The organism is Bradyrhizobium sp. RDM12, assembly GCF_051917485.1.
Lineage (GTDB): Bacteria > Pseudomonadota > Alphaproteobacteria > Rhizobiales > Xanthobacteraceae > Bradyrhizobium.
Genome location: NZ_CM133064.1, coordinates 5,148,990 through 5,172,516, shown reverse-complemented (window position 1 = coordinate 5,172,516; position 23,527 = coordinate 5,148,990). Strand labels below are relative to the sequence as shown.

Here is a 23,527-nt window from a genome sequence, read left to right as displayed (position 1 = left end):
ATGCTGCCCATATCTGCCATGTTCCCTGAAGCAGGGCGAGCCGGGTTGCGGCAGGCAACCAGACCGACTAGGTAGGACCTGAACAGACCGGACAGATCATGGTCGTTATTGTCGATACCATCGCGAACCCATTGCGCCCGCGCCACCCCGAAAAGGTGAACCGTCCCGATTCCGCTTCGCCGCCGAAGCCGGACTGGATTCGCGTGCGCGCCCCCAACACCCGCGGCTATGCGGACACCCGCAACATCGTACGCGCCAATGGCCTGCACACGGTGTGCGAAGAGGCGGGCTGCCCGAATATCGGCGAGTGCTGGGACAAGAAGCACGCGACCTTCATGATCATGGGTGATACCTGCACCCGGGCTTGCGCCTTCTGCAACGTCAAGACCGGCATGCCGAACGGGCTGGATGCGGCCGAACCGCAGAATGTTGCCGAGGCCGTCGCCAAGCTCGGCCTTGCTCACGTGGTCATCACCTCGGTCGACCGCGACGATCTTGCCGACGGCGGCGCCGAGCATTTTGCCCAGACCATCCGCGCGATCCGGGCCGCGTGCCCGTCGACCACGATCGAGATCCTGACGCCCGACTTCCTGCGCAAGGAAGGCGCGCTGGAAGTGGTCGTCGCGGCGGGGCCCGACGTCTTCAACCATAATCTCGAGACCGTGCCGTCGCGTTATCTGACAGTGCGGCCCGGCGCGCGCTACTTCCACTCGATCCGGCTGCTGCAGCGAGTCAAGGAGCTCGATCCCGCGATCTTCACCAAGTCCGGCATCATGGTGGGCCTCGGCGAGGAGCGTCACGAGGTGCAGCAGGTGATGGATGACCTGCGCTCGGCGGACGTCGACTTCCTGACCATCGGGCAATATCTCCAGCCGACGCGCAAGCATCACGCCGTGATGCGCTATGTGCCGCCGGACGAGTTCAGTTCCTACGAAAAGGTCGCCTACACCAAGGGCTTCCTGATGGTATCGGCGAGCCCGCTCACCCGTTCGTCGCATCATGCAGGCGAGGACTTTGCGAGACTGAAGGCTGCGCGGGCCGCGCACGCCCGCTGAACCGATATGCCCAAATTTTCGAGCAAGCGCCGTGTCAATCACAGCGCATCCAAGATGTTTGATCTGGTGGCCGATGTCGAGCGGTACCCGGAATTCGTGCCGCTATGCAGCGCGCTGAAGATCCGCCAGCGCATGCCGAAACCCGACGGCACCGAGGTGCTCGTCGCCGACATGACGGTGTCGTTCAAGCTGGTCAAGGAATCCTTCACCAGCCGCGTGACGCTCGATCGCGCCAATCTGAAAATCCTCGTCGAATATCTGCAAGGTCCGTTCAGCAATCTCGAAAACCGCTGGACGTTCGAGCCCAAAAGCCAGCAGGAGGGCCACGACGTTTGCGATGTCGGTTTCTTCCTCGCCTATGAATTCAAGAGCCGCATGCTGGCGATGCTGATGGGCTCGATGTTCGACGCTGCGTTTGCGCGCTTCTCCACCGCGTTCGAGAAGCGGGCCGATGCGATCTACGGCCGGCCGAAGCTGGCGTCGTCCTGATCAATCCACGGCCTTGACCACATCCGACGGCTGCGAGGCCTAACAAGTCAGTCACGCCTCGATGAGCGACGGTGACAAGTGCAGTTTGTGCCAAAACGCTGGAGAGTGACGGAACACCCCTTGCCGTGCACGGCACATCCGGACCGGCTGCGTTTCGTGAGGGCTACGATTACAATCCGATTCGGGCGAAGGGCTTGTGGAGCGGGACCAGGAGACATGGCGCGCTGGAAGCAATCGTGGAGCAACGACGACCTCGATCGGCTCAGGAAACTTGCAGGGACTAAACCAATCACGATGATCGCGAAGGAGCTCGGTCGGAGTATGGGAACCGTGCTCGCGAAGGCGATTGAGCAAAGGCTTCCCGTCATCCATCGGACCGAGCGAACCTCGCAAGGATCCGACCTGTCTTGAACGTCGAATTCCCTCCGATCGATTCCCGTCAATTCCCGGGTTTCAGGCCGACCTCATCCATGTAGTCCAGCAACAGACGTCTGAGGGGCAGGCGCGAAAGGGATCGTTTTACGCAGCTGCGAGTTTTCAACCGAATGTTCCGGGTTGGAGGCCTCATGACCATCAATTTCGACACGCTGAAAGCCTCGCTCGTGCTGTATGGGCTCAACGCGATCTACGCGATCCTGCTACTGGCAATCGGCTGGTACCTGTCCGGCGCCCTGCAGCGTGTCGTCACGCGCGTGCTCAATGTCGGCCATCGCGTCGATCCGCTTGTGACCCTGTTCGTCTCCAGCGTCACGCGTTACGGCGTGCTGGCAGTGGTCGGCATCGCCGTGCTGCAGCTCTTCGGGATTCAGACCGCGAGCCTCGTCGCGGTGTTGGGCGCGACCTCTCTCGCGATCGGTCTGGCGCTCCAAGGCACCCTGTCCAATCTCGCGGCCGGGGTGATGCTGCTGTTATTCCGGCCCTTCCACATCGGCGATGACGTCGAGGTCGGCGGCAAGGCAGGCAAGGTCAGATCGCTGTCGCTGTTCATGACCGAGCTGGTCGCGGCCGACAACACGCAGATTCTGCTGCCGAACGGGCAAGTGTGGGGTGCCGCGATCATCAATCACAGCGCCTATCCCGGCACCGGCGAGGTCAAGGTGACGTTTCCAGTCCGGGCAGGTTCAGCCAATGTGCTCGCGAACCAGATCCTGAAGGAGCTGCGTGATGATCCACGTGTCGACGCGCGGACCGAGCCGTCGGTCAACGTGTCGAAGGTGATCGCCGTCGATCCGGCCGCGCCTGTCGTGGAATTGACGGTGAGTGCGAAGGTGAAGCCGTCGGATACCGATGCGGTCAAGCAGCGTGTGCTGGACCGCGCCAGCGCCCTGCTGGCGGCGGCGTAGCGTGCGTCACCCGCGCGGCGACGGCGGTGGCCGCCGCTTCACCGCATGCCGGCGCGGCGAACGGGTGACGCGGGGACGCAGCCTCGTTGCGGCGGGTGCGGCGCGGCTTGGCCGCGGCCTGGGGGCTGCGGGCGAGTTCCATCAACATGCGCAGCGCCTCGACCACGGAGCGCTGGCGCACGGCCGTGCGGCCGATCGCGCCAAACCGCTGCTCGCGATGGATAATGCGGCCGTCGCGCGCGGCAGCCGCAAAATGGACGAGGCCGACCGGCTTGCCGGGCGTGGCGCCGCCGGGCCCGGCAATGCCGGTGATGGCCACCGCAAGATCGACACCGGCGCGCTCCAGCGCGCCGACCGCCATCGCAGTCGCCGTCTCCTTGCTGACGGCGCCGAAATTGGTGAGCGTGCTGGCCTCGACCCCGAGCATCGCGCGCTTGGCGTCGTTGGAATAGGTGACGAAGCCGCGATCGATGACGTCAGAGGAGCCGGGGATGTCGGTCAGCGCACCGGCAACGAGGCCGCCGGTGCAGGACTCGGCGGTCGCGATCGTCAGCTTGCGCATCCGGCATAAATCGAGCAGCGAGCGGGAGAGGGCGCGTGCGTCGCTGCCGCCCATGGCCTAGACGCTCCAAATCTTCTCGTTGAACGGCAGGCGAATGGTGGCGCTCGCGGTGGCCGCGATGCCTTCCTCGCGCCCGGTGAAGCCGAGCCGCTCGCTGGTGGTCGCCTTCACCGCGACGCGGGCGATGTCGACGCCGGAGATCTCGGCGATGCGCGCGCGCATGGCATCGCGCAGCGGCCCGATCTTCGGCCGCTCGCAAATCATCGTCACTTCGAGATTGGCGATGCGGCCGCCGCGCGCCGTGACGCGCTCGATGGCATACTTCAGAAACTGATCGGAGGAGGCGCCCTTCCACTTGGCATCGCTCGGCGGGAAGTGCGAGCCGATGTCGCCGTCGGCCAATGCACCGAGGATCGCATCGACCAGCGCATGCAGGCCGACATCGCCGTCGGAATGGGCGAGAAAACCCTTGGTGTGCGGCACGCGCAGGCCGCAGAGCATGAGATGGTCGCCTTCGCCGAAGGCATGGACGTCGTAGCCCGTGCCGGTCCTGATGTCGCCGAGCAGGCTGGCCAGGCGCGCTTCCTCGCGCACGAAATCCTCGGGAGTGGTGAGCTTCATGTTGGCAACATCGCCTTCAAAGGTCGCGACCGTCAATCCTGCCCATTCGGCGATCGCGGCATCATCGGTGAAATCGCTTCGTCCGTCCTTTGCCGCGCGACGATGCGCCTCGAGGATGACATCGAAACCAAAGGATTGCGGCGTCTGCGCGATTCGCAGGCTTGCCCGGTCGGGCGTGTCCTCGACATTGCCATCCGGGCCGGTGACCTTGATGGTGTCGGTGACGGGGACCACGGGGATCGCCGCGCCCGTCCGGCTTGCCGCTTCGATCGCCCGCGAGATCACGCCGGCCGAGACGAAGGGACGCGCGGCGTCGTGGATCAGGACGATGTCGGGCTTGTGCCTGGCGAGCGCTTCAAGACCGGCGAGCACCGAGGCCTGACGCGTCGCGCCGCCATTGGTCGGCGCCTCATGCTTCAGCCCTGTGACCGCTGCCGTGAACATGGCGCTGTCGTCGGGGTTCACCACCGGCTGCACGGCGAACACGTCGGCGTGGGTGCTGAAGGCTTCCATGGCGCGGTAGATCACGGACACGCCGCCGATTTCACGATATTGCTTCGGCCCGCCCGCGCCTGCGCGCAGGCCACGACCGGCCGCGACAAGAACGACTGCGCTGCGCTGTGATTTCGACATAGGACTCAAATATTCGACCGTTGAAGGAGAGGCGCCGGGCATGGGGTGATTACCGGCATGCCTCTAGCACGGCAGGCCCGCAAAAAAGGGGATTTCCCCGGATTGTGGGATTCAGCATTTTGCTGCACTGCACTTGAAAGATTTGCAGAACTGTCTAAACTGTAGGCATGGCGCTTGACTGCACAAGAATTGTGCGCAAGATAGGCCATGGCAGGCGCGATGAGGCCCCTGTCCACTCAACGAGACCCCTGTGACCGGTTCGGTAGGATCAGGCTCTAAGCCACTGAAAATAGGCGATATTGAAATCGCTAGCCCGGTCTTCCTGGCACCGATGTCGGGAGTGACGGACTCACCCGTCCGCCGGCTGGCCGCCGAGCTTGGGGCGGGTCTGGTCGTCTCCGAAATGACCGCCAGCGATGAGCTCGCCAACGGTCACCGCATGTCGCGGTTGCGCTGCGAAGCGACCGGCATCGGCCCGCATGTGGTCCAGCTTGCCGGCTGCGAGGCGCATTGGATGGCGGAGGGCGCCCGGATCGCCGAGGCTGAGGGCGCCGACATCATCGACATCAACATGGGTTGTCCAGCCCGCCACGTCACCGGCGGCCAGTCGGGGTCGGCGCTAATGCGCGACCTCGATCATGCCGTCAGCCTGATCGAGGCGACAATTGCCGCAGTGAAGGTTCCGGTGACGCTGAAGATACGGCTCGGCTGGGACGACCGCACCCGCAACGCGCCGGAACTCGCGCGTCGCGCGGAGGCCGCCGGCATCAAGCTCGTCACCGTGCATGGCCGCACCCGTTGCCAGTTCTACAAGGGCGAGGCCGATTGGGATGCGATCCGCGCGGTGCGCGAGGCCATCTCGATTCCGCTCGTCGTCAACGGCGACATCACCACTTTCGAGAAGGCGCTCGCGGCGCTGGAAGCTTCCGGCGCCGATGCCGTGATGATCGGCCGCGGCGCACAGGGCCAGCCATGGCTGCCCGGCGAGATCGGCCGGCGCCTGAACGGCGGGGCGGCGGAAGCCACGCCGTCGCTCGCAACGCAGCTGCATTATGTCCGCACGCTCTATGAAGGCGTCTGCGTACTCTATGGCCTGCGCGTGGGCCTGAAGCATGCGCGAAAACATCTCGGCTGGGCGCTCGATGTCGCAGCCGATGCGAGCGGCGCGCCGGCCGAGACGCTGAAGGCCTGGCGCCGCAAGATTCTCACGTCCGAGGACCCTGGCCTCGTCCATCAATCACTGCAGGATGCCTTCGACGATTTCGCATGGAGCGCCGCTGCATGACCACAGCCGCTGACCATCGCCGGCCGCTTCCGTCCGAGAGCGACGCGATCCTGGATGCCTTGCCCAATCCCGTGCTGATGATCGGGCCGGACGGCAAGATCGTCGCCGCCAATATCGCGACCGAAGCGTTCTTCGATATCTCGACGCAGTTCTTGAAGCGGCAGTCGCTGAAAGAATTGGTGCCGTTCGGCAGTCCCTTGCTGGCGCTGATCGACCAGGTGCGCTCGTCGAACTCGCCGGTCAACGAATACAAGGTCGATCTCGGCACACCGCGCATGGGCGGCGACCGCCAGGTCGATCTGCACGTCGCCCCGCTCACCGAGCGGCCCGGCCACATCGTGGTGATGCTCCAGGAGCGCTCCATCGCCGACAAGATGGACCGGCAGCTCACCCATCGCAGCGCCGCGCGTTCGGTGATCGCGCTAGCCGCCATGCTCGCGCATGAAATCAAGAACCCGCTCTCCGGCATCCGCGGCGCGGCACAATTGCTGGAGCAGCAGGCCTCGTCCGAAGACCGCATGCTGACACGTCTGATCTGCGACGAAGCCGACCGCATCGTGACGCTGGTCGACCGGATGGAGGTATTCGGCGACGAGCGGCCCGTGGTGCGCGGTCCCGTCAACATCCATTCGGTGCTCGACCACGTGAAGCGGCTGGCGCAGTCGGGCTTTGCCCGCAACATCCGCTTCATCGAGGACTACGATCCCTCGCTGCCGCCGGTGCTTGCCAACCAGGACCAGCTGATCCAGGTCTTCCTCAACCTGGTGAAAAATGCCGCCGAAGCGCTGATCGATGTCCCCGACGCCGAGATACAGCTCACCACCGCGTTCCGGCCCGGCGTGCGCCTGTCAGTCCCCGGTCAAAAATCCCGGGTATCCCTGCCGCTCGAATTCTGCGTGAGGGACAATGGACCAGGCGTGCCCGACGATCTTCTGCCCAATCTGTTCGATCCCTTCGTGACCACCAAGCAGACCGGCTCTGGCCTCGGTCTTGCGCTGGTCGCCAAGATCATTGGCGATCACGGGGGCATCATCGAATGCGAGTCTCAGCCGCGCAAGACCACCTTCCGCGTGCTGATGCCGATGTATTCCACATCGGTGAAACATGCCGATCACAGCAGTCGCGACGGCTCTGCCGGGAAGTCGTCGTCTGCATCACAGGGGGCAAAATGAGGATTAACGATGCCCGCAGGTAGCATTCTCGTAGCTGATGACGACACCGCCATCCGCACGGTTCTCAACCAGGCACTTTCCCGGGCCGGGTATGAAGTCAGGCTGACCGGCAATGCCGCGACGCTATGGCGCTGGGTCAGCCAGGGGGAGGGCGATCTCGTCATCACCGACGTGGTGATGCCGGACGAAAACGCCTTCGACCTGCTGCCGCGGATCAAGAAGATGCGGCCGAATTTGCCGGTCATCGTCATGAGCGCGCAAAACACCTTCATGACGGCGATCCGCGCCTCCGAGCGCGGCGCGTATGAATATTTGCCCAAGCCCTTCGACCTGAAGGAGCTGATCGCCATCGTCGGCCGCGCGCTGGCCGAGCCCAAGGAGCGGGTCGCGGCGCCGGACGACGATTCCGAGATGGAGGCGATCCCGCTGGTCGGCCGATCGCCGGCGATGCAGGAAATCTACCGCGTGCTCGCGCGGCTGATGCAGACCGACCTCACCGTGATGATCACGGGCGAGTCCGGCACCGGCAAGGAGTTGGTCGCACGCGCGCTGCACGATTACGGCAAGCGCCGCAACGGCCCGTTCGTCGCGGTCAACATGGCGGCGATCCCGCGCGACCTCATCGAATCCGAATTGTTCGGCCACGAGCGCGGCGCCTTCACCGGCGCCAACACCCGGGCGTCGGGCCGCTTCGAGCAGGCCGAGGGCGGCACGCTGTTCCTCGACGAAATCGGCGACATGCCGATGGAGGCGCAGACCCGCCTGCTGCGCGTGCTGCAGCAGGGCGAATACACCACCGTCGGCGGCCGCACGCCGATCAAGACGGACGTGCGCATCGTCGCGGCTTCCAACAAGGATCTGCGCGTCCTGATCCAGCAGGGTCTGTTCCGCGAGGATCTGTTCTTCCGCCTCAACGTCGTGCCGCTGCGGCTGCCCCCTTGCGCGAGCGAATCGAGGATCTGCCCGATCTCATCCGTCACTTCTTCGCGCTGGCCGAGAAAGATGGGCTGCCGCCGAAGAAGCTCGATTCGCTGGCGCTCGACCGGCTCAAGCAGCATCGCTGGCCCGGCAACGTGCGCGAGCTCGAAAACCTCGCGCGGCGTCTCGCCGCACTTTATCCGCAGGACGTGATCACGGCCTCCGTCATCGACGGCGAGCTCGCGCCGCCCTCGGTCAGCCCCGGTGCTGCGGTCCAGCAGGGCGTCGACAATCTTGGCGGCGCGGTAGAGGCCTATCTCTCATCGCACTTCCAGGGCTTCCCGAACGGCGTGCCGCCGCCGGGCCTCTATCACCGCATCCTCAAGGAGATCGAGGTGCCGCTGCTGACGGCCGCGCTGGCCGCCACCCGTGGCAATCAGATCCGCGCCGCCGACCTGCTCGGCCTCAACCGCAACACGCTGAGGAAGAAGATCCGGGATCTCGATATCCAAGTGTATCGGAGCGGGGGCTAATTTCGGAACGGTGGCTCAGCTCCCCTTATCAAAGGTGAGCTGAGCCTGTCCGGATCGCGCTGGCCTGTGTGGCTGACGCGGTGAGCTGAAGTCCCGATCGGGCTGAATGTTCCTCTGGAACGTTCGAGTTCGTCATTCGGCCGCAGAGCGCAGCGTCGCAGCTATCTGATCAGGCGCGCCATAACCGGCTGGATATTGGCCATCTCGGCCGTCTGCTCTTGCCTGCCGGGGCCATTGACCAAGAGGTCAGAGGCCACGATCAGCAGCAGCACGGCCGACACCATGATCGCAAGAAATATTCTCTCCATGCCGGGTCAAGCCGGGACGGCATGATTCTGTTCCGGGTCATCGGCAACGGGCGTCATCCCCTGTGGTGCGCGCGTCCGTCGCGGCGAACACGCCGCGGAATTGTCGTAATTTGGCAACAATGTGATATGAATACATCAGTACCCGCCCATCGCGGACCCGTTTTCAGCACCCATTGCCGGAATGACCAGCGCAGACACCTCGGCCGCATCCTTTGACACGGCCCCAGCGGAAGAGCCCCGGCGTTGGTCGGTGCGGCGCTTGTTGGTGCCGTTTGCGGTGGCGCTGGCACTGTTGTCGGGCCTCCTGACATTTCTGGTCCTCACCGGCCTCACCAGGATCGATCCGACACCGGAGGTGGTCCGCTCCTTCTACCTGATCAATGCGGGCACGATCCTGCTGCTGGTCGGCATCATCGTGCGCGAGCTTTGGCAGCTGATCCTGGCGCGGCGGCGGGGCAGGGCGGCGGCGCGCCTGCATGTCCAGATCGTCAGCCTGTTCTCGATTGTCGCGGTGCTGCCGGCCGTGCTTGTTTCCGTCGTCGCCAACGTCACGCTCGAACGCGGCCTCGACCGGCTGTTCTCGGGGCCGACCAAGGAAGTCATTCAGAATTCGCTGGATATCGCGCGGGCCTATATGCAGGACCATGCGCAATTAATCCGCGGCGACATCATCGGCATGGCCAATGACATCGCCCATGCCCGGCCACTCTACGATCAGGATCGCCGGTCGTTCCGCGAGCTGCTGACTGCCAGCGCCGGCTCGCGCAATCTGCCGGGCGCGATGATCATCGACAAGAACACCAATATCCTGGAGTCCGCCGACACCGGCATGCGGCTGGCCTATTCGCCGCCGGCGCCGGACTTCCTTAGCAACGTCAACGAGAATGAGCCCGAGATCGCGGTGCTGCCGGATGCGAGTTACGTCGCTGCGGTGATCCGCCTTCGCGCCTTCAGCGACACGTTCCTGTACGTCGCTCGTCCCCTCGATCCGAAGGTCGTCAGTCAGCTCAAGCAGACCGAGATCAGCGTCGCCGAATACGCCCAGATCGAGTCGCGCCGGCTCGGCATCCAGGTGGCGTTTGCGCTGATGTTTGCGGTGATCGCGCTGACCATCCTGATGGCCTCGGTGCTGATCGGCCTGAACTTCGCCAACTCGCTGGTGGCGCCGATCCGGCGGCTGATGAACGCGGCCCACACTGTCTCGACCGGCGACCTCCATGTGAAGGTGCCCGTGCACCAATCGGAAGGCGATCTCGCCCAGCTCGGTGAGACCTTCAACAAGATGACGCAGGAATTGCGCAGCCAGCGCGACGAGCTCGTCAGCGCCAGCGACCTGATTGACAGCCGCCGCCGCTTCATCGAGGCGGTGCTGTCCTCTGCAAGCGCCGGCATCATCGGCGTCGACAGCGCGGGCAGCGTCGGCATCCTCAACCGTTCCGCCGAGAAGCTGATCGGGCATTCCGAGGCCGAGACGCTCGGCCGTCCGCTCTCCGACGTGCTGCCCGAGCTGGACGAGATGATGAAGACGTCGCGGGAAGGGACCCAGCGTCTGGTGCAGGGCCAGATCACGATCACGCGCGACGGCACCGAGCGAAATCTCTCGGTCCGCGTGAGCGCTGAGAAGAACCAGCCGCACGACAGCTACATCATCACGCTCGACGACATTACCGAGCTGGTGTCGGCGCAGCGCACCTCGGCCTGGGGCGATGTCGCGCGCCGCATTGCCCACGAGATCAAGAACCCGCTGACGCCGATCCAGCTCTCCGCCGAGCGCATCCGCCGCAAGTTCGGCAAGGACATCACCGAGGCCAAGGACAAGCAGATCTTTGAGCAGTGCACCGACACCATCGTGCGCCAGGTCGACGATATCAGGCGCATGGTCGACGAGTTCTCGCGCTTTGCACGGATGCCGAAGCCCGTGATGGAAGGCGAGGACGTCGCCGACACCGTGCGGCAGGCCGTATTCCTGATGAAGGTCGCCCATCCCGAGCTCGATATCGAGGCCGAGTTCAAGGACGATCCGCTGCGTGCCCAGTTCGACCGGCGGCTGATCTCGCAGGCGGTGACCAATATCATCAAGAACGCTACCGAGGCGATCGAGCAGGTCCCGGCGGCAGAGCTCGGCAAAGGCCGCATCGACGTCGTGGTGTCGCGCGAGGATGAGGATGTGCTGATCGACGTCGTCGACAACGGCATCGGCCTGCCCAAGGTCGCGCGCTCGCGGCTGCTCGAGCCCTACGTGACGACGCGCGCCAAAGGCACCGGCCTTGGCCTTGCTATCGTCGGCCGCGTGCTGGAAGACCATGGCGGCCGTATCGAGCTGAAGGACGCCTCCGACTTCCGCGAGGGCCAGCGCGGCGCCTGGATGCGGATGCGCTTTGCGATCTCCGGCGAGGCCAAGAAGGCCGAGGGAGCCGCGCAGGCTCCGGCGGTCACAGAACCGGCGAAGGAAGCAGCCGAGGCAACCGCCAAGGACGCAACCACGGTGGATATCAAGGAAACGGCTGCGGATTCCGTCACGACGCAGGAAACAAAAGAGCCGGCGGACGAAACCAAAGACCCCGCCGAAAAGACCAATGATTCAAGCAAAATCGAAGCCTCAACGGGCATCTGACAAGACAGGCGCGATCCATGGCAAGTGAAATTCTGATTGTCGATGATGAGGCCGATATTCGGGATCTCGTTGCGGGTATCCTCGAAGACGAGGGTTTCGTCACCCGAACCGCGCGCGACAGCGACTCGGCCCTGGCCGAAATCGCCAATCGCCGACCGCATCTCGTATTCCTCGACATCTGGCTGCAGGGCTCCAAGCTCGACGGCTTGCAGCTGCTGGAGCAGGTCAAGAAGGACAATGCCGATCTTCCGGTCGTGATGATCTCCGGCCACGGCAACATCGAGACCGCGGTCGCGGCGATCAAGCGTGGCGCCTATGACTTCATCGAGAAGCCGTTCAAGGCGGACCGGCTGATCCTGGTCGCCAACCGCGCGCTGGAGAACTCTCGCCTCAAACGCGAGGTCAAGGAGCTGAAACAGCTCGCGCCGAGCGCAAGCCAGCTCGTCGGCCGTTCCCCGAGTGTGAACCAGTTGCGCCAGACCATCGAGCGCGCGGCCAAGGCCAACAGCCGCATCCTGATCGTTGGCCCCGCCGGCGCCGGCAAGGAATTGGCCGCCCGTACGCTGCATACGGCGTCGGGCCGCGCCGACGGCCCCTTCGTCGTCATCAATGCCGCCGCGATCACGCCGGAGCGGATGGAGCATGAGTTGTTCGGCGTCGAGCAGTCCAACGGCGAACAGCCGCGCAAGGCGGGCGCGCTCGAGGAAGCCCATGGCGGCACGCTGTTCATCGACGAGATCGCCGACATGCCGCGCGAGACCCAGAACAAGATCCTGCGCGTGCTGGTCGAGCAGTCGTTCCAGCGCGTCGGCGGCACCGGCAAGGTGCAGGTCGACGTCCGCATCATCTCCTCGACCGCGCGCAACCTCGAGGAGGAGATCGCGGCCGGCCATTTCCGCGAGGACCTCTATCATCGGCTTTCGGTCGTGCCAATCCGCGTGCCCGCGCTGTCGGAGCGGCGCGAGGACATTCCGGAGCTGATCGACTATTTCATGGAGCAGATCTCGGCGGGCAGCGGCCTGCCCAAGCGACAGATCGGGCAGGACGCGATGGCGGTGCTGCAATCGCATGTCTGGCCGGGCAATGTGCGCCAGCTCCGCAACAACGTTGAGAGAGTCATGATTCTGGCCGCGGGCGGACCGGAGGTGATCATCACCGCCGATATGCTGCCGCAGGACGTCGGCTCCATGGTGCCGGCGATGCCGACCAGCAACAATGGCGAGCACATCATGGGCCTGCCGCTGCGCGAGGCCCGCGAAGTGTTCGAGCGCGACTATTTGATTGCCCAGATCAGCCGTTTTTCAGGAAATATTTCTCGCACGGCCGAGTTCGTTGGCATGGAACGTTCGGCGCTGCACCGGAAGTTAAAGGCGCTCGGCGTCGGCTAACGCCCCAACGACTTGGCCGGAGCGCAGGGATAAGCGAGAGAAATCATCGATTTCCGTATTTTTTCGGGGCAGCCGAGCAGGCCCTGCCGCGTCAAGCGGCTTGCCTAATAAGCCGACCTGTCCTCTAATCGACCTGCTGTTCCTCCGAGGGGGATCTCATGAGGGACGGCAACCGGAAGAAGGCCTCCATTTTGAAAACAGGGTCACGACCGGCGCAATAAAAAGAAACTCAAAGCGAGAAAAAAACAATGGCGGCAGACCGCGCACAAAACCTCCAGGACACCTTCCTCAATCACGTTCGTAAAACCAAAACGCCACTGACGATCTTTCTGGTCAACGGAGTGAAGCTCCAGGGCATCGTGACCTGGTTCGATAATTTCTGTTTGCTGCTTCGGCGCGACGGTCATTCGCAGCTCGTCTACAAGCATGCGATCTCGACCATTATGCCAGGCGCTCCGATCCAGTTGTTCGAAGGCGGCGAGGATCAGCCCGCTTGAGAGTGATCTGATTGGAACCCCGGAACTTCGACGGGGATGCCGACCGTCCGCGGCCGGCAGGGGCTAAGCAGACGGGGCGGGTGCTTGTCATCGGCCCCTATTTGCGAGCGCGCGCAGGCGGTGCGGACGCGCAATCGGAAAGCCATGTCCAACGCGACGCCGAGGCCCGGCTCGACGAAGCCGCCGGCCTCGCGCGCGCCATCGATCTCGTCGTTGCCGACGCCATTATCGCGCCGATCAGCCAGATCCGGCCCGCGACCTATATCGGCAAGGGCAAGGTCGAGGAGATCGCCGCGCTGGCCAAGAGCCTCGACGCCGAACTCGTGGTGATGGATTGCGCGCTGGCGCCGATCCAGCAGCGCAACCTCGAGAAGGAATTGCACGCCAAGGTGCTCGACCGCACCGGGCTTATTCTGGAAATCTTCGGCCGCCGCGCCAAGACCAAGGAAGGCTCGCTCCAGGTCGAGCTTGCGCATCTCAACTACCAGCGCTCGCGCCTGGTGCGATCCTGGACCCATCTGGAACGCCAGCGCGGCGGTTTCGGCTTCATGGGTGGCCCCGGCGAGACACAGATCGAGGCCGACCGCCGCCTGATCCAGGAGCGCATCTCCAAGCTCGAGGGTGAGCTGAAGAAGGTGCAGGCGACGCGGCGGCTACATCGCGCCGGCCGTCAGCGCGTGCCGTACCGCGTCGTCGCGCTGGTCGGCTACACCAATGCCGGCAAGTCGACGCTGTTCAACCGCCTGACCCGAGCCGACGTGCAGGCCGCCGACATGCTGTTCGCCACGCTCGACCCCACCTTGCGCGCGCTGACGCTGCCGCATGGCGGCAAGGCGATGCTGTCTGACACCGTCGGCTTCATCTCCAATCTGCCAACTCAGCTCGTCGCCGCCTTCCGCGCCACGCTGGAAGAGGTGCTGGAGGCCGACGTCATCCTGCATGTGCGCGACATCTCGCACGAGGATGCCGAGGCGCAGCAGAGCGACGTCGATGCGGTGCTGCGCCAGCTCGGTATCAATCCAGATGATTCGGGCCGGATCATCGAGGTCTGGAACAAGATCGACCGCTACGATTCCGAGCAGCGCGAAGAGCTTTTGAACATCGCAGCGCGCCGGCCGGAGGATCATCCGGCGATGCTGGTCTCCGCCGTGTCAGGTGAGGGGATCGATGCGCTCCTCAGCGCGATCGAGGAGCGGCTCGCCGCCAAGCGCACCACGCTCGACCTCTCCATCGACGCCGCCGACGGCGCCGGTATCTCCTGGCTGCATCGGAATGCCGAGGTGCTGGCCAAGGAGCTGCACGACGGCCGTTTCGACATGACCGTGCGGGTGGACGAGACCAAGCGGGATATCGTGGTGAACAGGTTCGACGCCGTGCCGCATCTGTCGGCGTAACTATTGTCGTCCCGGCCTGGTGCGCAATTGCGCACGGGGGCCGGGATCCATACCGCGTGATCTCTCGGTTGCGATCGGTAGAAGTACAGAACGACAACTGTTTGCCAAACTCCTCCCTGTGTTATGGGTCCTGGCCTTCGCCGTGACGACAGCGGAGCTAGGGCTGCGAGTGAGCGCCCTCTGACGCTGGCCTCTCGACACCTTTCGCCTCGTTCCACAGCGCGTCCATCTCGTCCAACGACGCCTGCTCCAGCGTGCGCCCCTGCGCCTCCAGCACGCGTTCGATATAGGCAAAGCGCCGTTCGAACTTCGCGTTGGTCGCGCGCAGCGCGGCTTCCGGATCGGCGTCGACGTGGCGGGCGAGATTGACGAGGGCGAACATGAGGTCGCCGGTTTCTTCCGCGATCTCCTGCTTGTCGTTGCGATCCAGCGCCGCTTCGATCTCGTCGGCTTCCTCGCGGATTTTTGCAAGACCGCGCGCGGGTCGTTCCAGTCGAAGCCGACGGTCGAAGCCTTGCGCTGGAGCTCCATCGCGCGCGTCAGCGCGGGCTGGCCGGCCTTGACGCCCGACAGCAGCGATTGGTGCGGCGGCGTTGCCTCAGGCAGCCGGCGCGCCGCGCGCTCGGCCTTTTCTTCGGACTTGATGCGGTCCCAGATTTCCTTGACGTGGGAGGCGGCGAGATTGCCATCCTCGTCGGCGAAGACGTGGGGGTGACGCCGGATCATCTTGCGGGTGATGGCTTCGACGACATCGCCGAACGCAAACGCGTTCTGCTCCGAGGCCATCTGGGCGTGGAACACCACCTGCAGCAGGAGATCGCCGAGTTCCTCCCTGAGATCGTCGAGATCGCCGCGGTCGATGGCGTCGACCACCTCATAAGCTTCCTCGATCGTGTAGGGCGCGATCGTCGCAAAATTCTGCTCGAGGTCCCAGGGGCAGCCGGTCACCGGCGTGCGCAGCGCGGCCATGATCTCGATCAGTCGGGAAATGTCGCGGGAAGGGGTCATTGCGGGGCAGTCTCCTGGGTCCAAAATCTTATGCCAAAAGCGGGCCGCCGAGCCCAGCACCGGCATGCGGAACAGGCCGATTTCCATCGATTGGCGGAGTCGCTCCGTGGTGCTAAAGCGCAGGGCCATGAGCGACGCATCTTCATCACAAACCGCGCTGGTGCTGTTCTCCGGCGGCCAGGATTCGACCACCTGTCTCGCGTGGGCGCTAAGCCGCTTCGCGCGCGTTGAGACGCTCGGATTCGACTACGGACAACGCCACGCCGTCGAACTCGATTGCCGCGACCGGCTGTTCGACGGCATCAGGGGCCTGCGTGCCGATTGGGCCGCGAAGCTCGGCAAGAGCCATACGCTGTCGATCCCGACGCTCGCGGCCGTGTCGAGACCGCGCTGACGCGCGACGTCGCCATCGCGATGGGCGCCGATGGGTTGCCCAACACCTTCGTGCCCGGCCGCAATCTCGTATTCCTGACTTTTGCTGCTGCGCTCGCCTACCGGCGCGGCATCACAGACATCGTCGGCGGCATGTGCGAGACCGATTATTCCGGCTATCCCGATTGCCGCGACGACACCATTCGCGCCATGCAGGCAGTGCTCTCGCTCGGCATGGCCCGGAAGTTCGAGCTGCATACGCCGCTGATGTGGATCGACAAGGCGGCGACGTGGAAGCTCGCGCATGACCTCGGCGGCGCGGGGCTCGTCGATCTCATCCGCGAGCAGTCGCACACCTGCTATCTCGGCGAACGCGGCGCGCAGCATGAGTGGGGTTATGGCTGCGGGGAATGTCCGGCGTGCAGTTTGCGGGCGAAGGGCTGGCGGGAGTTTGTGGCGGGGCGATAGCGCTCCAGTCTCCGCCGTTGCCATTACCACTGCTGTCATCGTCCGCGAAGGCGGGCGATCCAGTATTCCAGAGGCGTTCGTGGGAAACGGAAGGGCCGCGGCGATCGGGATAGGGGGAGTCTCGCGACTCCTCCCTCCCACACCACCGTACGTACGGGTCTCGTATACGGCGGTTCGATGGATCATGCGGGCCGCTGTGCCGCGATGGAAGCCAGACCGAGCGAACCGAAGAGAGCTTTTGGCACGGCAATGTTGAGCGCGGGGCTGTTGCTGAGCCGCCAAGGGCCACGTGGGCTGCCGGCGGTCTTTGCCGCCAGAACCCGGCCGACGCCGCGGCGTCGCAGCTCGGCGAAGCGAGCCGGTCCACGCTTCCACTGCTTCCAGGCGATGGCGCGCAACCGCCGCCTGATCCATTCGTCAAGTGCGCGCATCACCGACGGCGTCTGGCAGAAGCCAAAGTAGCCACGCCATCCGATCAGATAGCGTGACAGCTCCTTGACAGTCTGCGCAAGGCTTTGGCCACACGTGCGTCGCGTCAGCTCCCGAACTCTCGCCTTGAAGCGGGCGATCGCCTGCGGCGCAATGCGCCGTCGTGGCAGCGGCTCGCGGGTAAAGCTGAAGCCCAGGAACTTGCGGATGCTCGGCTTGGCCACCGCACTCTTGGCCCTGTTGACCTTCAGCTTGAGGCGCTTTTCGAGGAAACGTTCGATGCCCGCCAGCACCCGCTCACCCGCCTTCTGACTGCGCACATAGATGTTGCAGTCGTCGGCGTAGCGCACGAAGCGATGGCCGCGCTTCTCCAGCTCCTTGTCCAGCACATCCAGCATCAGGTTCGACAACAGCGGCGAGAGCGGTCCACCTTGCGGCGTGCCCTCTTCCGTCGAACTGACCAATCCTCCCTCCAGCACACCCGCATTCAAGAAGCTGCGGATGAGCTTCAGGAGACGCTTGTCAGCAACCCGTTTGGCAATGAGCCCCATCAGGATGTCGTGGTTGACCCGGTCGAAGAACTTCTCCAGGTCGATGTCCACGACGACAGTGTGCCCGGACGCAATATACGCCTGCGCTCGTTCCACCGCCTGATGCGCCGAGCGGCCCGGCCGAAAGCCGAAGCTCGTCTCGGAGAACGTTCCGTCCCAATCCGCCTGCAGCACCTGCATCACCGCCTGCTGAATGAAGCGGTCGAGCACCGTCGGAATGCCGAGCGGCCGCAGGCCACCCGACGCCTTCGGTATCTCCGCCCGCCGCACCGGCTGCGGTTTGTAGGTGCCGCCAAATAGCTGGGTCCGGATCGCGAGCCAGTGCTCCTTCAGATAGGCCGGCAGTTCGCCGACGGTCATCCCGTCAACGCCTGCCGCACCCTTGTTGCGCTTCACTCGCGCCAACGCTGCCTTCAGGTTCTCACGCCCGACAACGTCTTCCATCGACGGTCCCGCGACCGCCGGGCGTTCGAGACAGGCTTCCGCCGTGCAGGCTTCAGGCTCTCGGGCGGCAGCGCTTCGGGCTTCACCCTCCGCCCCGGTGCCCAAGTTCAGCTCGACCTGATTCTTCTGCCGCATGGCTCGCACGAGATCGCCGCTCTACTGGCCTCTTCCACCGTTCAGGCCTTCGGCGGCGCGCCGCCGCCTACTATGCCCTCTGCTGACTTCTGCACTGCGGTCAGGCCGCCTTGCGGCGACCTCAGTCCCGTTGCCGGGACACCGTGCAGACCTCCCGAGGTAAGATCGACCGCCTTCGCCGCACGCCCGCCGGATCTACCACCCCGGCCCTTGATGACTATGGACTTCGCGATCAGTAGCTCGCTCGTCCGGTCGGGTAGACCTCGTTATCCGGTGTTTGTTCATCGGGCCGCGGCTTTGCTCCACGCTGTCTTCAGACCCCACCTCGCGATGACGCCCTTGCGCTTTGCTAATCCTTCGCCGTCATCAGGCTGGATAGAGGACTTCCACCTCCAAGCTGTCGTTCATACTCGGCACACTACTGGATTCCCCGCCTTCGCGGGGAATGACAGTGTTGGACGGGGCCAGAGCGTGCCGCACGCGCCACCAAAAACTACCGCGCAAAATCTTCCGGCGTCAGCTCGATCGGCTTGCCGTGCGGCGTGCGATCCGCTGCGTGGTCCCAGGCATCGCGGTAGCGATGCAGGGTCTCCGTCGATGCGACGCCTTTGCGCGCCACCAGCCCTTCCAGCGTGGCGAGCCAGTGCAGATAGTAGGTCTCGCCTGTGTCGGGGTCGCCGGCGGCCTGCGCGCGCTTGATTTCGGAGGCCAGGGCTGTGGCCCATTCCGGCCAGGTGAACACGCCGCGATCGTGCAGTGTCAGTGCCATCGCAAAGGCATGCGCTTCCCACGGCGCGCGGAACACCGGGCCGTCGTCGTCGCGCGGAATGCTCGGAATGGCCGCCGTCGCAGCGGCAGCAGCGTTGCTGCTCATCACGCCGGATCCAGATAGGGCTCGAACGCGTCGATCGAGACTTTGAGGGTCGGATCACCATCAGCGCCCCAGAGATCGCGGCCTTCGAACACGACGGTGTAGAGCCATTGCGGGTTCTCGCCGAGCTCCATCGCGGCCGAATCCGGAAACACGTGGCAGCCGTGATTCAACTCGACTACGCCGACATGGCCGCGCACATAGCGCGGCAGCCGCGTGTGCGTGGTCGGATGAATGTTCCTGGCGCAGACACGATCGCCGATGTTGAATTTGGCCGGCGCCGGGGCAGGACGGCCGAACTTGCCGCGCACCATGATGCGCTCGACATTGGCGAGGTCGAACTTGCCGTGCTTGAGCGCCTTGCCCGGCTGCATCGCATGGCCGGCGGCGACTTCCTCGCGGGTGAGGTAGCCCTTCTCGATCAGCATCTCCTCGAGCCCCAAAAACCACTTCTTGTAGTAGGAGCTGGAGAGGTAGACATGCGGCGGCAGTGTCTCGCGATAGAAGCGCGATGTGTCGATGTTGAACGCGCCGGCCGCGCCCATCGCGCGCACCATCGCCAGCACGCGGGCCTCCCATTCCTCGTGGAACATCGGCTCGTTCGGCTCGGGCTCGACCTTGCCAAAACCGTCCATGCCGCCCATGTCGTGGACGCCGTTCACGACGGCGCTCCGGGCGTCCTGGGAAAGCCGGTACCGATCATGGAGTCGCGCGTGACAAGCTCGGCGAGCTGATCCTCGCTCCAGCCTTCCGTGCCTGCGGGGCGCATCGGCAGCACCAGGAAGCGCGTCTCCGCGGTGGAATCCCAAACCCGGATTTCCATGTCCTTCGGCAGCGTCACGCCGAAATCGGCAAGCACGCCGCGCGGATCCTTGACCGCGCGCGAACGGTAGGGCGAGGCCTTGTACCAGACCGGCGGCAGCCCGAGCATTTCCCAGGGGTAGCAGGAGCACAACGTGCACACGACCATGTTGTGACGCTCGGGCGTATTCTCGACCACGACGAGATGGTCGCCGACGCGGCTGACATGGCCGAGCGTACCGATCGCCTTGCTGCCGTCCTCCAGCAGCGCCTGCTTGAACGCCGGATCGGTCCAGGCCTTGGCGACGACGCGCGCGCCGTTGTGCGGGCCTATCTTGGTCTCGTAGGCCTGGATGATGGCATCGAGCGCGGCCGGCTCGACATAGCCTTTTTCGGTCAGAATCGTCTCGAGCGCGCGCACGCGCAGCTCAGTCTCCGACAATTCCGAATGATCGTGGTCGTGATGATGATGGTCGTGATCGTGGCTCATCACGAAAGATTAAGCGAATCCTTCCCTGCCTGTCGAGGGCTCGTTGCGGCGCAATCCAGCCACGTATTCGTGACGCCGTTTGTGCGCTACGATCAGGCGAAAATCAGCTTCGGAGATGCGCCATGAAGGACTTCGTCAAGATCGAGAAAGGCCTCGGTCCCGAGGGGCGGATCGCGGTGGTGCGGTTCGATCGCCACGATGGCGTCAACGCCTTGTCACCGGAGGCGCTGCGCCAGCTCACGGCGGCGGCGCGCAGTTTCGAGGATGATGCGATGACATCCGTCGTGGTGTTGACGGGCAATGCGGGCGCGTTCAGCGCTGGCTTCGATCTGAAGGACGCCGAAGGGCGCTCGCGCAAGGAGATGGATCTCGGCGCGCTGCGGCGGCACCTCAAGCTCGGGCCGCGCCTGACGCGCGCCTGGCAGGAGATGGAGCAGATCACGATCGCGGCGATCGAAGGCTTTTGCGTCGGAGGCGGCGTGGCGCTTGCGGTCGCGCTCGACTTCCGCGTGATGGGGAGCGATGCACATCTGCGCGTGCCCGAGATCGGGCTCGGCATGAACATGAGCTGGCAGAGCATCCCTCGCATGCTGCATCTGATTGGACCTGCCCGCACCAAGCAGGCCGTGATCCTGGCCGACCAGCGCATCTCCGCTGACGAGGCCTATCGATGGGGCCTTGTCGAGCAGGTCGTCGACCCCGGCCACGCCTTCGATGCCGCCATGGAGTTGGCGCGCAAGGTGGCCGCGCAGCCTCCGCTCTCGGTCGCCATGACCAAGCTGACCGTCAACCGGCTTGCGCATGCGCTCGACGATCTCGCCAGTCACATGGACGTCGACCAGTTTGCGCTGGCAAGCCTCAGCGAGGACCACAGGGAGGGCGTCGAGGCGTTCCTGACGCGGCGCAAACCGCGCTTCAGGGGGCGCTAGATCGGCTATGTGGTCGCGATGTCACGAGCTCGCTATTCTTCACTGCACTGGCGCCGAACGCGGCGGCACTCGCGATGGCCAGGAAGACGGTCGGCGTCGATCTTAGCTGGGGCCAGTGGTTCATCGGTGCCGAAGGTGGATCCTCCGGGGAGACGAATTTGCTTCCAGGGCGAAGGATTGGGAAAACTTCGCCTAACTCCCCGCAAATATCTGAAATTGCAAGAAAGACCGGAAAAAGCGAGGGTGTGCTGCAGTGCAGCGCCGTTATTCGGGTCCTGCCACTGTTCCACCCTCCCTCGCTTGGACTGCGAGCGACCTGGTTCTCGTGCGCCTTTGCGGCGGGCGGGCTAAATATCGTGCATGAAAGCCGTTTCCATGAATGCGCACCCATCGCTGGTGATCGGACAGCCGGTTCATATCCGAGACGCCGCGGCTGAGCCGGAGGCGATGGTCCGGTTCGAAAATATTTCGAAAGCCTATCCGGCCTATCGCGGCAAGCCCGGCGTCAACGCGCTGCAAGGCATCGACTTCGCGATCGCGCGCGGCTCGATCATCGGCGTGATCGGCCGCTCCGGCGCCGGCAAGTCGAGCCTGGTTCGGCTCATCAACGGGCTGGAGAAGCCCACCACGGGCCGCGTCGTTGTCGACAACAGAGCCATCTCGATGCTCACGGGCCGCGAGTTGCGGCTGGCGCAGCGCTCGATCGGCATGATCTTCCAGCACTTCAACCTGCTGTCGTCGCGCACCGCCGCCGACAACATCGCGCTGCCGCTGGAGATCGCCGGCTGGGCCAAGGCCGACATCCGCGCCCGCGTGACCGAACTGCTCGACCTCGTCGGGATCGCCGACAAGCACGACCGCTACCCCTCAGAACTCTCCGGCGGCCAGAAGCAGCGCGTCGGCATTGCCCGTGCGCTGGCGACCCGGCCGAGCGTACTGCTGTCGGACGAGGCGACCTCCGCGCTCGATCCGCAGACCACGCGCGCGATCCTCGATCTGCTCGCCAACATCAACCGCGAGCTCGGGGTGACCATCGTGCTGATCACCCATGAAATGTCCGTCGTGCGCCAGCTGGCCAAGGAAGTCGTCGTGCTCGATGCCGGCCACGTGGTCGAGAGCGGCCACGTCGCTGATATCTTCACCCACCCGAAGCATCCGATCACGCAGTCCTTCCTGGCCGAGGTGACCGGCGACAGCCTACCGGTCTCGCTGGCCAGCCGGATCGTGCAGGAGCCGGGCAGCCACGCCGTGATCCGCATCCAGGTGCGCGGGGCAGGGGCCGGCGACACGCTGATCGCGCGGCTCGCCCGCGAGCTCGGTCTCGACGTCTCGCTGCTGTCGGCGCGCATTGACGAGATCGGCGGCCAGCACGTCGGCTCGCTGGTGCTCGGCATACCTATCGGCATTTCTGGCGGCGAGGGCGCGGCAACCCGCACGCTGGCCTGGCTGTCTCAATATCAATTCTCGGCGGAGCGTCTCGGCTATGTCGCCTGAACTCATCAATCTGATCATCCAGGCGACCTTCGAGAGCCTGTACATGGTCGGCATCGCGGCGCTGCTCGGCACGGCCTTTGGCCTGCCGCTGGGCGTCTTCCTCGCCACCAGCCGCAAGGGCGAGCTGTTCGCGGCTCCCGCCGTCAATCGCGTGCTCGGCATCGTCGTCAATGCGACCCGCTCGACGCCCTTCATCATCCTGGTCGTCGCCATCATCCCGTTCACGCGGCTCGTTGCGGGCACTTCGATCGGCTCGACCGCGGCGATCGTGCCGCTGACCATTGCGTCGGCGCCGTTCATTGCGCGCCTGGTCGAGGCCGCGATCCGTGAGGTCGACGGCGGCCTGATCGAGACCGCGTCCTCGTTCGGGGCCTCGCCGATCCAGATCGTGTTCAAGGTCCTGATCCCCGAGGCGCTGCCGGGCCTGCTACTGGCGCTGACGCTCGCGGTGGTCAGCCTGCTCGGCTATTCCGCCATGGTCGGCGCCGTCGGCGGCGGCGGGCTTGGCGATCTCGGCATTCGCTACGGCTACCAGCGCTTCATGCCGGAGATGATGCTGGCCGTCGTCGTCGTTCTGATAGCGCTGGTGCAACTGGTCCAGAGCGCGGGCGACTATCTGGCGCGCCGGGTCAACCGCCGGCTGCGGCACCGCTGATAGAGTGAGGCAGAGCCAGCCTGGCGCGCCGCAGCGTCTCCGAGGAAGCTCGGAGAAATGGCGCTTGT

The 23,527-nt window shown here is 64.7% G+C and carries 17 protein-coding genes and 5 pseudogenes; 15 read left to right on the top strand and 7 right to left on the bottom strand.

Annotation, left to right across the window (positions count from 1 at the left end; translation table 11 throughout):
* Positions 1–98 precede the first annotated feature (98 nt).
* The 3 genes from lipA (at position 99) to ACTGJ9_RS25315 (ending at position 2,887) form a co-directional block, all read left to right on the top strand.
* A complete protein-coding gene (lipA, locus tag ACTGJ9_RS25325; RefSeq protein ID WP_456673313.1) occupies positions 99–1,055 on the top strand; it encodes a lipoyl synthase in 957 nt (318 codons plus the stop codon).
* 6 nt (positions 1,056–1,061) lie between these two features.
* Positions 1,062–1,544 (top strand): type II toxin-antitoxin system RatA family toxin, encoded by a 483-nt coding sequence (locus tag ACTGJ9_RS25320; RefSeq protein WP_456673312.1) that lies wholly within the window; start codon positions 1,062–1,064, stop codon positions 1,542–1,544.
* A gap of 566 nt (positions 1,545–2,110) precedes the next feature.
* Positions 2,111–2,887, top strand: coding sequence for a mechanosensitive ion channel family protein (locus tag ACTGJ9_RS25315; RefSeq protein ID WP_456673311.1), 777 nt, complete (start codon positions 2,111–2,113; stop codon positions 2,885–2,887).
* 6 nt (positions 2,888–2,893) lie between these two features.
* On the opposite strand, the pseudogene ACTGJ9_RS25310 reads toward ACTGJ9_RS25315, so the two are convergent.
* Both ACTGJ9_RS25310 and ACTGJ9_RS25305 read right to left on the bottom strand, forming a co-directional pair.
* Positions 2,894–3,503 (bottom strand): annotated as a pseudogene (locus ACTGJ9_RS25310) (CinA family protein).
* A 3-nt stretch (positions 3,504–3,506) separates the two neighbouring features.
* Entirely contained in the window at positions 3,507–4,703 is a 1,197-nt protein-coding gene (locus ACTGJ9_RS25305) for a bifunctional 2-C-methyl-D-erythritol 4-phosphate cytidylyltransferase/2-C-methyl-D-erythritol 2,4-cyclodiphosphate synthase (protein WP_456673310.1), read from the bottom strand.
* A 283-nt stretch (positions 4,704–4,986) separates the two neighbouring features.
* Here ACTGJ9_RS25305 and dusB point away from each other — a divergent pair, with 283 nt between their 5' ends.
* From dusB to hflX, 7 genes and pseudogenes are all read left to right on the top strand, one after another.
* On the top strand, positions 4,987–5,988 hold the full coding sequence (gene dusB / locus ACTGJ9_RS25300) for a tRNA dihydrouridine synthase DusB (RefSeq protein ID WP_456678617.1): 1,002 nt from the start codon (positions 4,987–4,989) through the stop codon (positions 5,986–5,988).
* The gene (locus ACTGJ9_RS25295) at positions 5,985–7,160 is read left to right on the top strand and encodes a two-component system sensor histidine kinase NtrB (RefSeq protein ID WP_456673309.1); all 1,176 of its coding nucleotides are present in this window, start codon (positions 5,985–5,987) and stop codon (positions 7,158–7,160) included. The genes dusB and ACTGJ9_RS25295 overlap by 4 nt, the downstream gene beginning before the upstream one ends.
* A 9-nt stretch (positions 7,161–7,169) precedes the next feature.
* Positions 7,170–8,611, top strand: a pseudogene (gene ntrC / locus ACTGJ9_RS25290) (nitrogen regulation protein NR(I)).
* A 489-nt stretch (positions 8,612–9,100) separates the two neighbouring features.
* Positions 9,101–11,533 (top strand): ATP-binding protein, encoded by a 2,433-nt coding sequence (locus ACTGJ9_RS25285; RefSeq protein WP_456673308.1) that lies wholly within the window; start codon positions 9,101–9,103, stop codon positions 11,531–11,533.
* Positions 11,534–11,550: 17 nt separating this feature from the next.
* On the top strand, positions 11,551–12,921 hold the full coding sequence (gene ntrX / locus ACTGJ9_RS25280) for a nitrogen assimilation response regulator NtrX (RefSeq protein WP_027536085.1): 1,371 nt from the start codon (positions 11,551–11,553) through the stop codon (positions 12,919–12,921).
* 248 nt (positions 12,922–13,169) lie between these two features.
* The gene (hfq, locus tag ACTGJ9_RS25275; RefSeq protein ID WP_007591126.1) at positions 13,170–13,418 is read left to right on the top strand and encodes an RNA chaperone Hfq; all 249 of its coding nucleotides are present in this window, start codon (positions 13,170–13,172) and stop codon (positions 13,416–13,418) included.
* Between the two features lie 11 nt (positions 13,419–13,429).
* Entirely contained in the window at positions 13,430–14,812 is a 1,383-nt protein-coding gene (gene hflX, locus ACTGJ9_RS25270; protein WP_456673307.1) for a GTPase HflX, read from the top strand.
* A gap of 157 nt (positions 14,813–14,969) precedes the next feature.
* On the opposite strand, the pseudogene mazG reads toward hflX, so the two are convergent.
* Positions 14,970–15,820, bottom strand: a pseudogene (gene mazG / locus ACTGJ9_RS25265) (nucleoside triphosphate pyrophosphohydrolase).
* A 127-nt stretch (positions 15,821–15,947) separates the two neighbouring features.
* Here mazG and queC point away from each other — a divergent pair.
* Positions 15,948–16,660 (top strand): annotated as a pseudogene (gene queC / locus ACTGJ9_RS25260) (7-cyano-7-deazaguanine synthase QueC).
* Positions 16,661–16,842: 182 nt separating this feature from the next.
* Here the strand turns inward: queC and ltrA are convergent.
* From ltrA to nthA, 4 genes are all read right to left on the bottom strand, one after another.
* Positions 16,843–18,219, bottom strand: coding sequence for a group II intron reverse transcriptase/maturase (ltrA, locus tag ACTGJ9_RS25255; RefSeq protein WP_456673306.1), 1,377 nt, complete (start codon positions 18,217–18,219; stop codon positions 16,843–16,845).
* Between the two features lie 493 nt (positions 18,220–18,712).
* Entirely contained in the window at positions 18,713–19,093 is a 381-nt protein-coding gene (locus tag ACTGJ9_RS25250) for a nitrile hydratase accessory protein (protein WP_456673305.1), read from the bottom strand.
* The gene (gene nthB, locus ACTGJ9_RS25245; protein WP_456673304.1) at positions 19,093–19,752 is read right to left on the bottom strand and encodes a nitrile hydratase subunit beta; all 660 of its coding nucleotides are present in this window, start codon (positions 19,750–19,752) and stop codon (positions 19,093–19,095) included. The genes ACTGJ9_RS25250 and nthB overlap by 1 nt, the downstream gene beginning before the upstream one ends.
* A complete protein-coding gene (nthA, locus tag ACTGJ9_RS25240) occupies positions 19,749–20,381 on the bottom strand; it encodes a nitrile hydratase subunit alpha (RefSeq protein ID WP_456678616.1) in 633 nt (210 codons plus the stop codon). The genes nthB and nthA overlap by 4 nt, the downstream gene beginning before the upstream one ends.
* Before the next feature lie 122 nt (positions 20,382–20,503).
* Here nthA and ACTGJ9_RS25235 point away from each other — a divergent pair, with 122 nt between their 5' ends.
* The 4 genes and pseudogenes from ACTGJ9_RS25235 (at position 20,504) to ACTGJ9_RS25220 (ending at position 23,459) form a co-directional block, all read left to right on the top strand.
* Entirely contained in the window at positions 20,504–21,310 is an 807-nt protein-coding gene (locus tag ACTGJ9_RS25235) for an enoyl-CoA hydratase/isomerase family protein (protein ID WP_456673303.1), read from the top strand.
* Between the two features lie 20 nt (positions 21,311–21,330).
* Positions 21,331–21,438, top strand: a pseudogene (locus ACTGJ9_RS25230) (anion permease); the annotation flags it as partial.
* Between the two features lie 232 nt (positions 21,439–21,670).
* Positions 21,671–22,804: a methionine ABC transporter ATP-binding protein gene (locus tag ACTGJ9_RS25225; RefSeq protein ID WP_456673302.1), complete on the top strand. Its 1,134-nt coding sequence runs from the start codon at positions 21,671–21,673 to the stop codon at positions 22,802–22,804.
* On the top strand, positions 22,794–23,459 hold the full coding sequence (locus ACTGJ9_RS25220) for a methionine ABC transporter permease (protein ID WP_456673301.1): 666 nt from the start codon (positions 22,794–22,796) through the stop codon (positions 23,457–23,459). Before ACTGJ9_RS25225 ends, ACTGJ9_RS25220 begins: the two co-directional genes overlap by 11 nt.
* Positions 23,460–23,527 lie beyond the last annotated feature (68 nt).

Excerpts from the sequence above, each read along its gene's own strand:
- ACTGJ9_RS25285 (WP_456673308.1), top strand. The coding sequence starts at position 9,101 with ATGACCAGCGCAGACACCTCGGCCGCATCCTTTGACACGGCCCCAGCG.
- ACTGJ9_RS25305 (WP_456673310.1), bottom strand. The coding sequence starts at position 4,703 with ATGTCGAAATCACAGCGCAGCGCAGTCGTTCTTGTCGCGGCCGGTCGT.
- ACTGJ9_RS25295 (WP_456673309.1), top strand. The coding sequence starts at position 5,985 with ATGACCACAGCCGCTGACCATCGCCGGCCGCTTCCGTCCGAGAGCGAC.
- ACTGJ9_RS25250 (WP_456673305.1), bottom strand. The coding sequence starts at position 19,093 with ATGAGCAGCAACGCTGCTGCCGCTGCGACGGCGGCCATTCCGAGCATT.
- ACTGJ9_RS25235 (WP_456673303.1), top strand. The coding sequence starts at position 20,504 with ATGAAGGACTTCGTCAAGATCGAGAAAGGCCTCGGTCCCGAGGGGCGG.
- nthA (WP_456678616.1), bottom strand. The coding sequence starts at position 20,381 with ATGAGCCACGATCACGACCATCATCATCACGACCACGATCATTCGGAA.
- ACTGJ9_RS25315 (WP_456673311.1), top strand. The coding sequence starts at position 2,111 with ATGACCATCAATTTCGACACGCTGAAAGCCTCGCTCGTGCTGTATGGG.
- lipA (WP_456673313.1), top strand. The coding sequence starts at position 99 with ATGGTCGTTATTGTCGATACCATCGCGAACCCATTGCGCCCGCGCCAC.
- ACTGJ9_RS25225 (WP_456673302.1), top strand. The coding sequence starts at position 21,671 with ATGAAAGCCGTTTCCATGAATGCGCACCCATCGCTGGTGATCGGACAG.
- hfq (WP_007591126.1), top strand. The coding sequence starts at position 13,170 with ATGGCGGCAGACCGCGCACAAAACCTCCAGGACACCTTCCTCAATCAC.
- ACTGJ9_RS25220 (WP_456673301.1), top strand. The coding sequence starts at position 22,794 with ATGTCGCCTGAACTCATCAATCTGATCATCCAGGCGACCTTCGAGAGC.
- ACTGJ9_RS25320 (WP_456673312.1), top strand. The coding sequence starts at position 1,062 with ATGCCCAAATTTTCGAGCAAGCGCCGTGTCAATCACAGCGCATCCAAG.
- ltrA (WP_456673306.1), bottom strand. The coding sequence starts at position 18,219 with ATGCGGCAGAAGAATCAGGTCGAGCTGAACTTGGGCACCGGGGCGGAG.
- ntrX (WP_027536085.1), top strand. The coding sequence starts at position 11,551 with ATGGCAAGTGAAATTCTGATTGTCGATGATGAGGCCGATATTCGGGAT.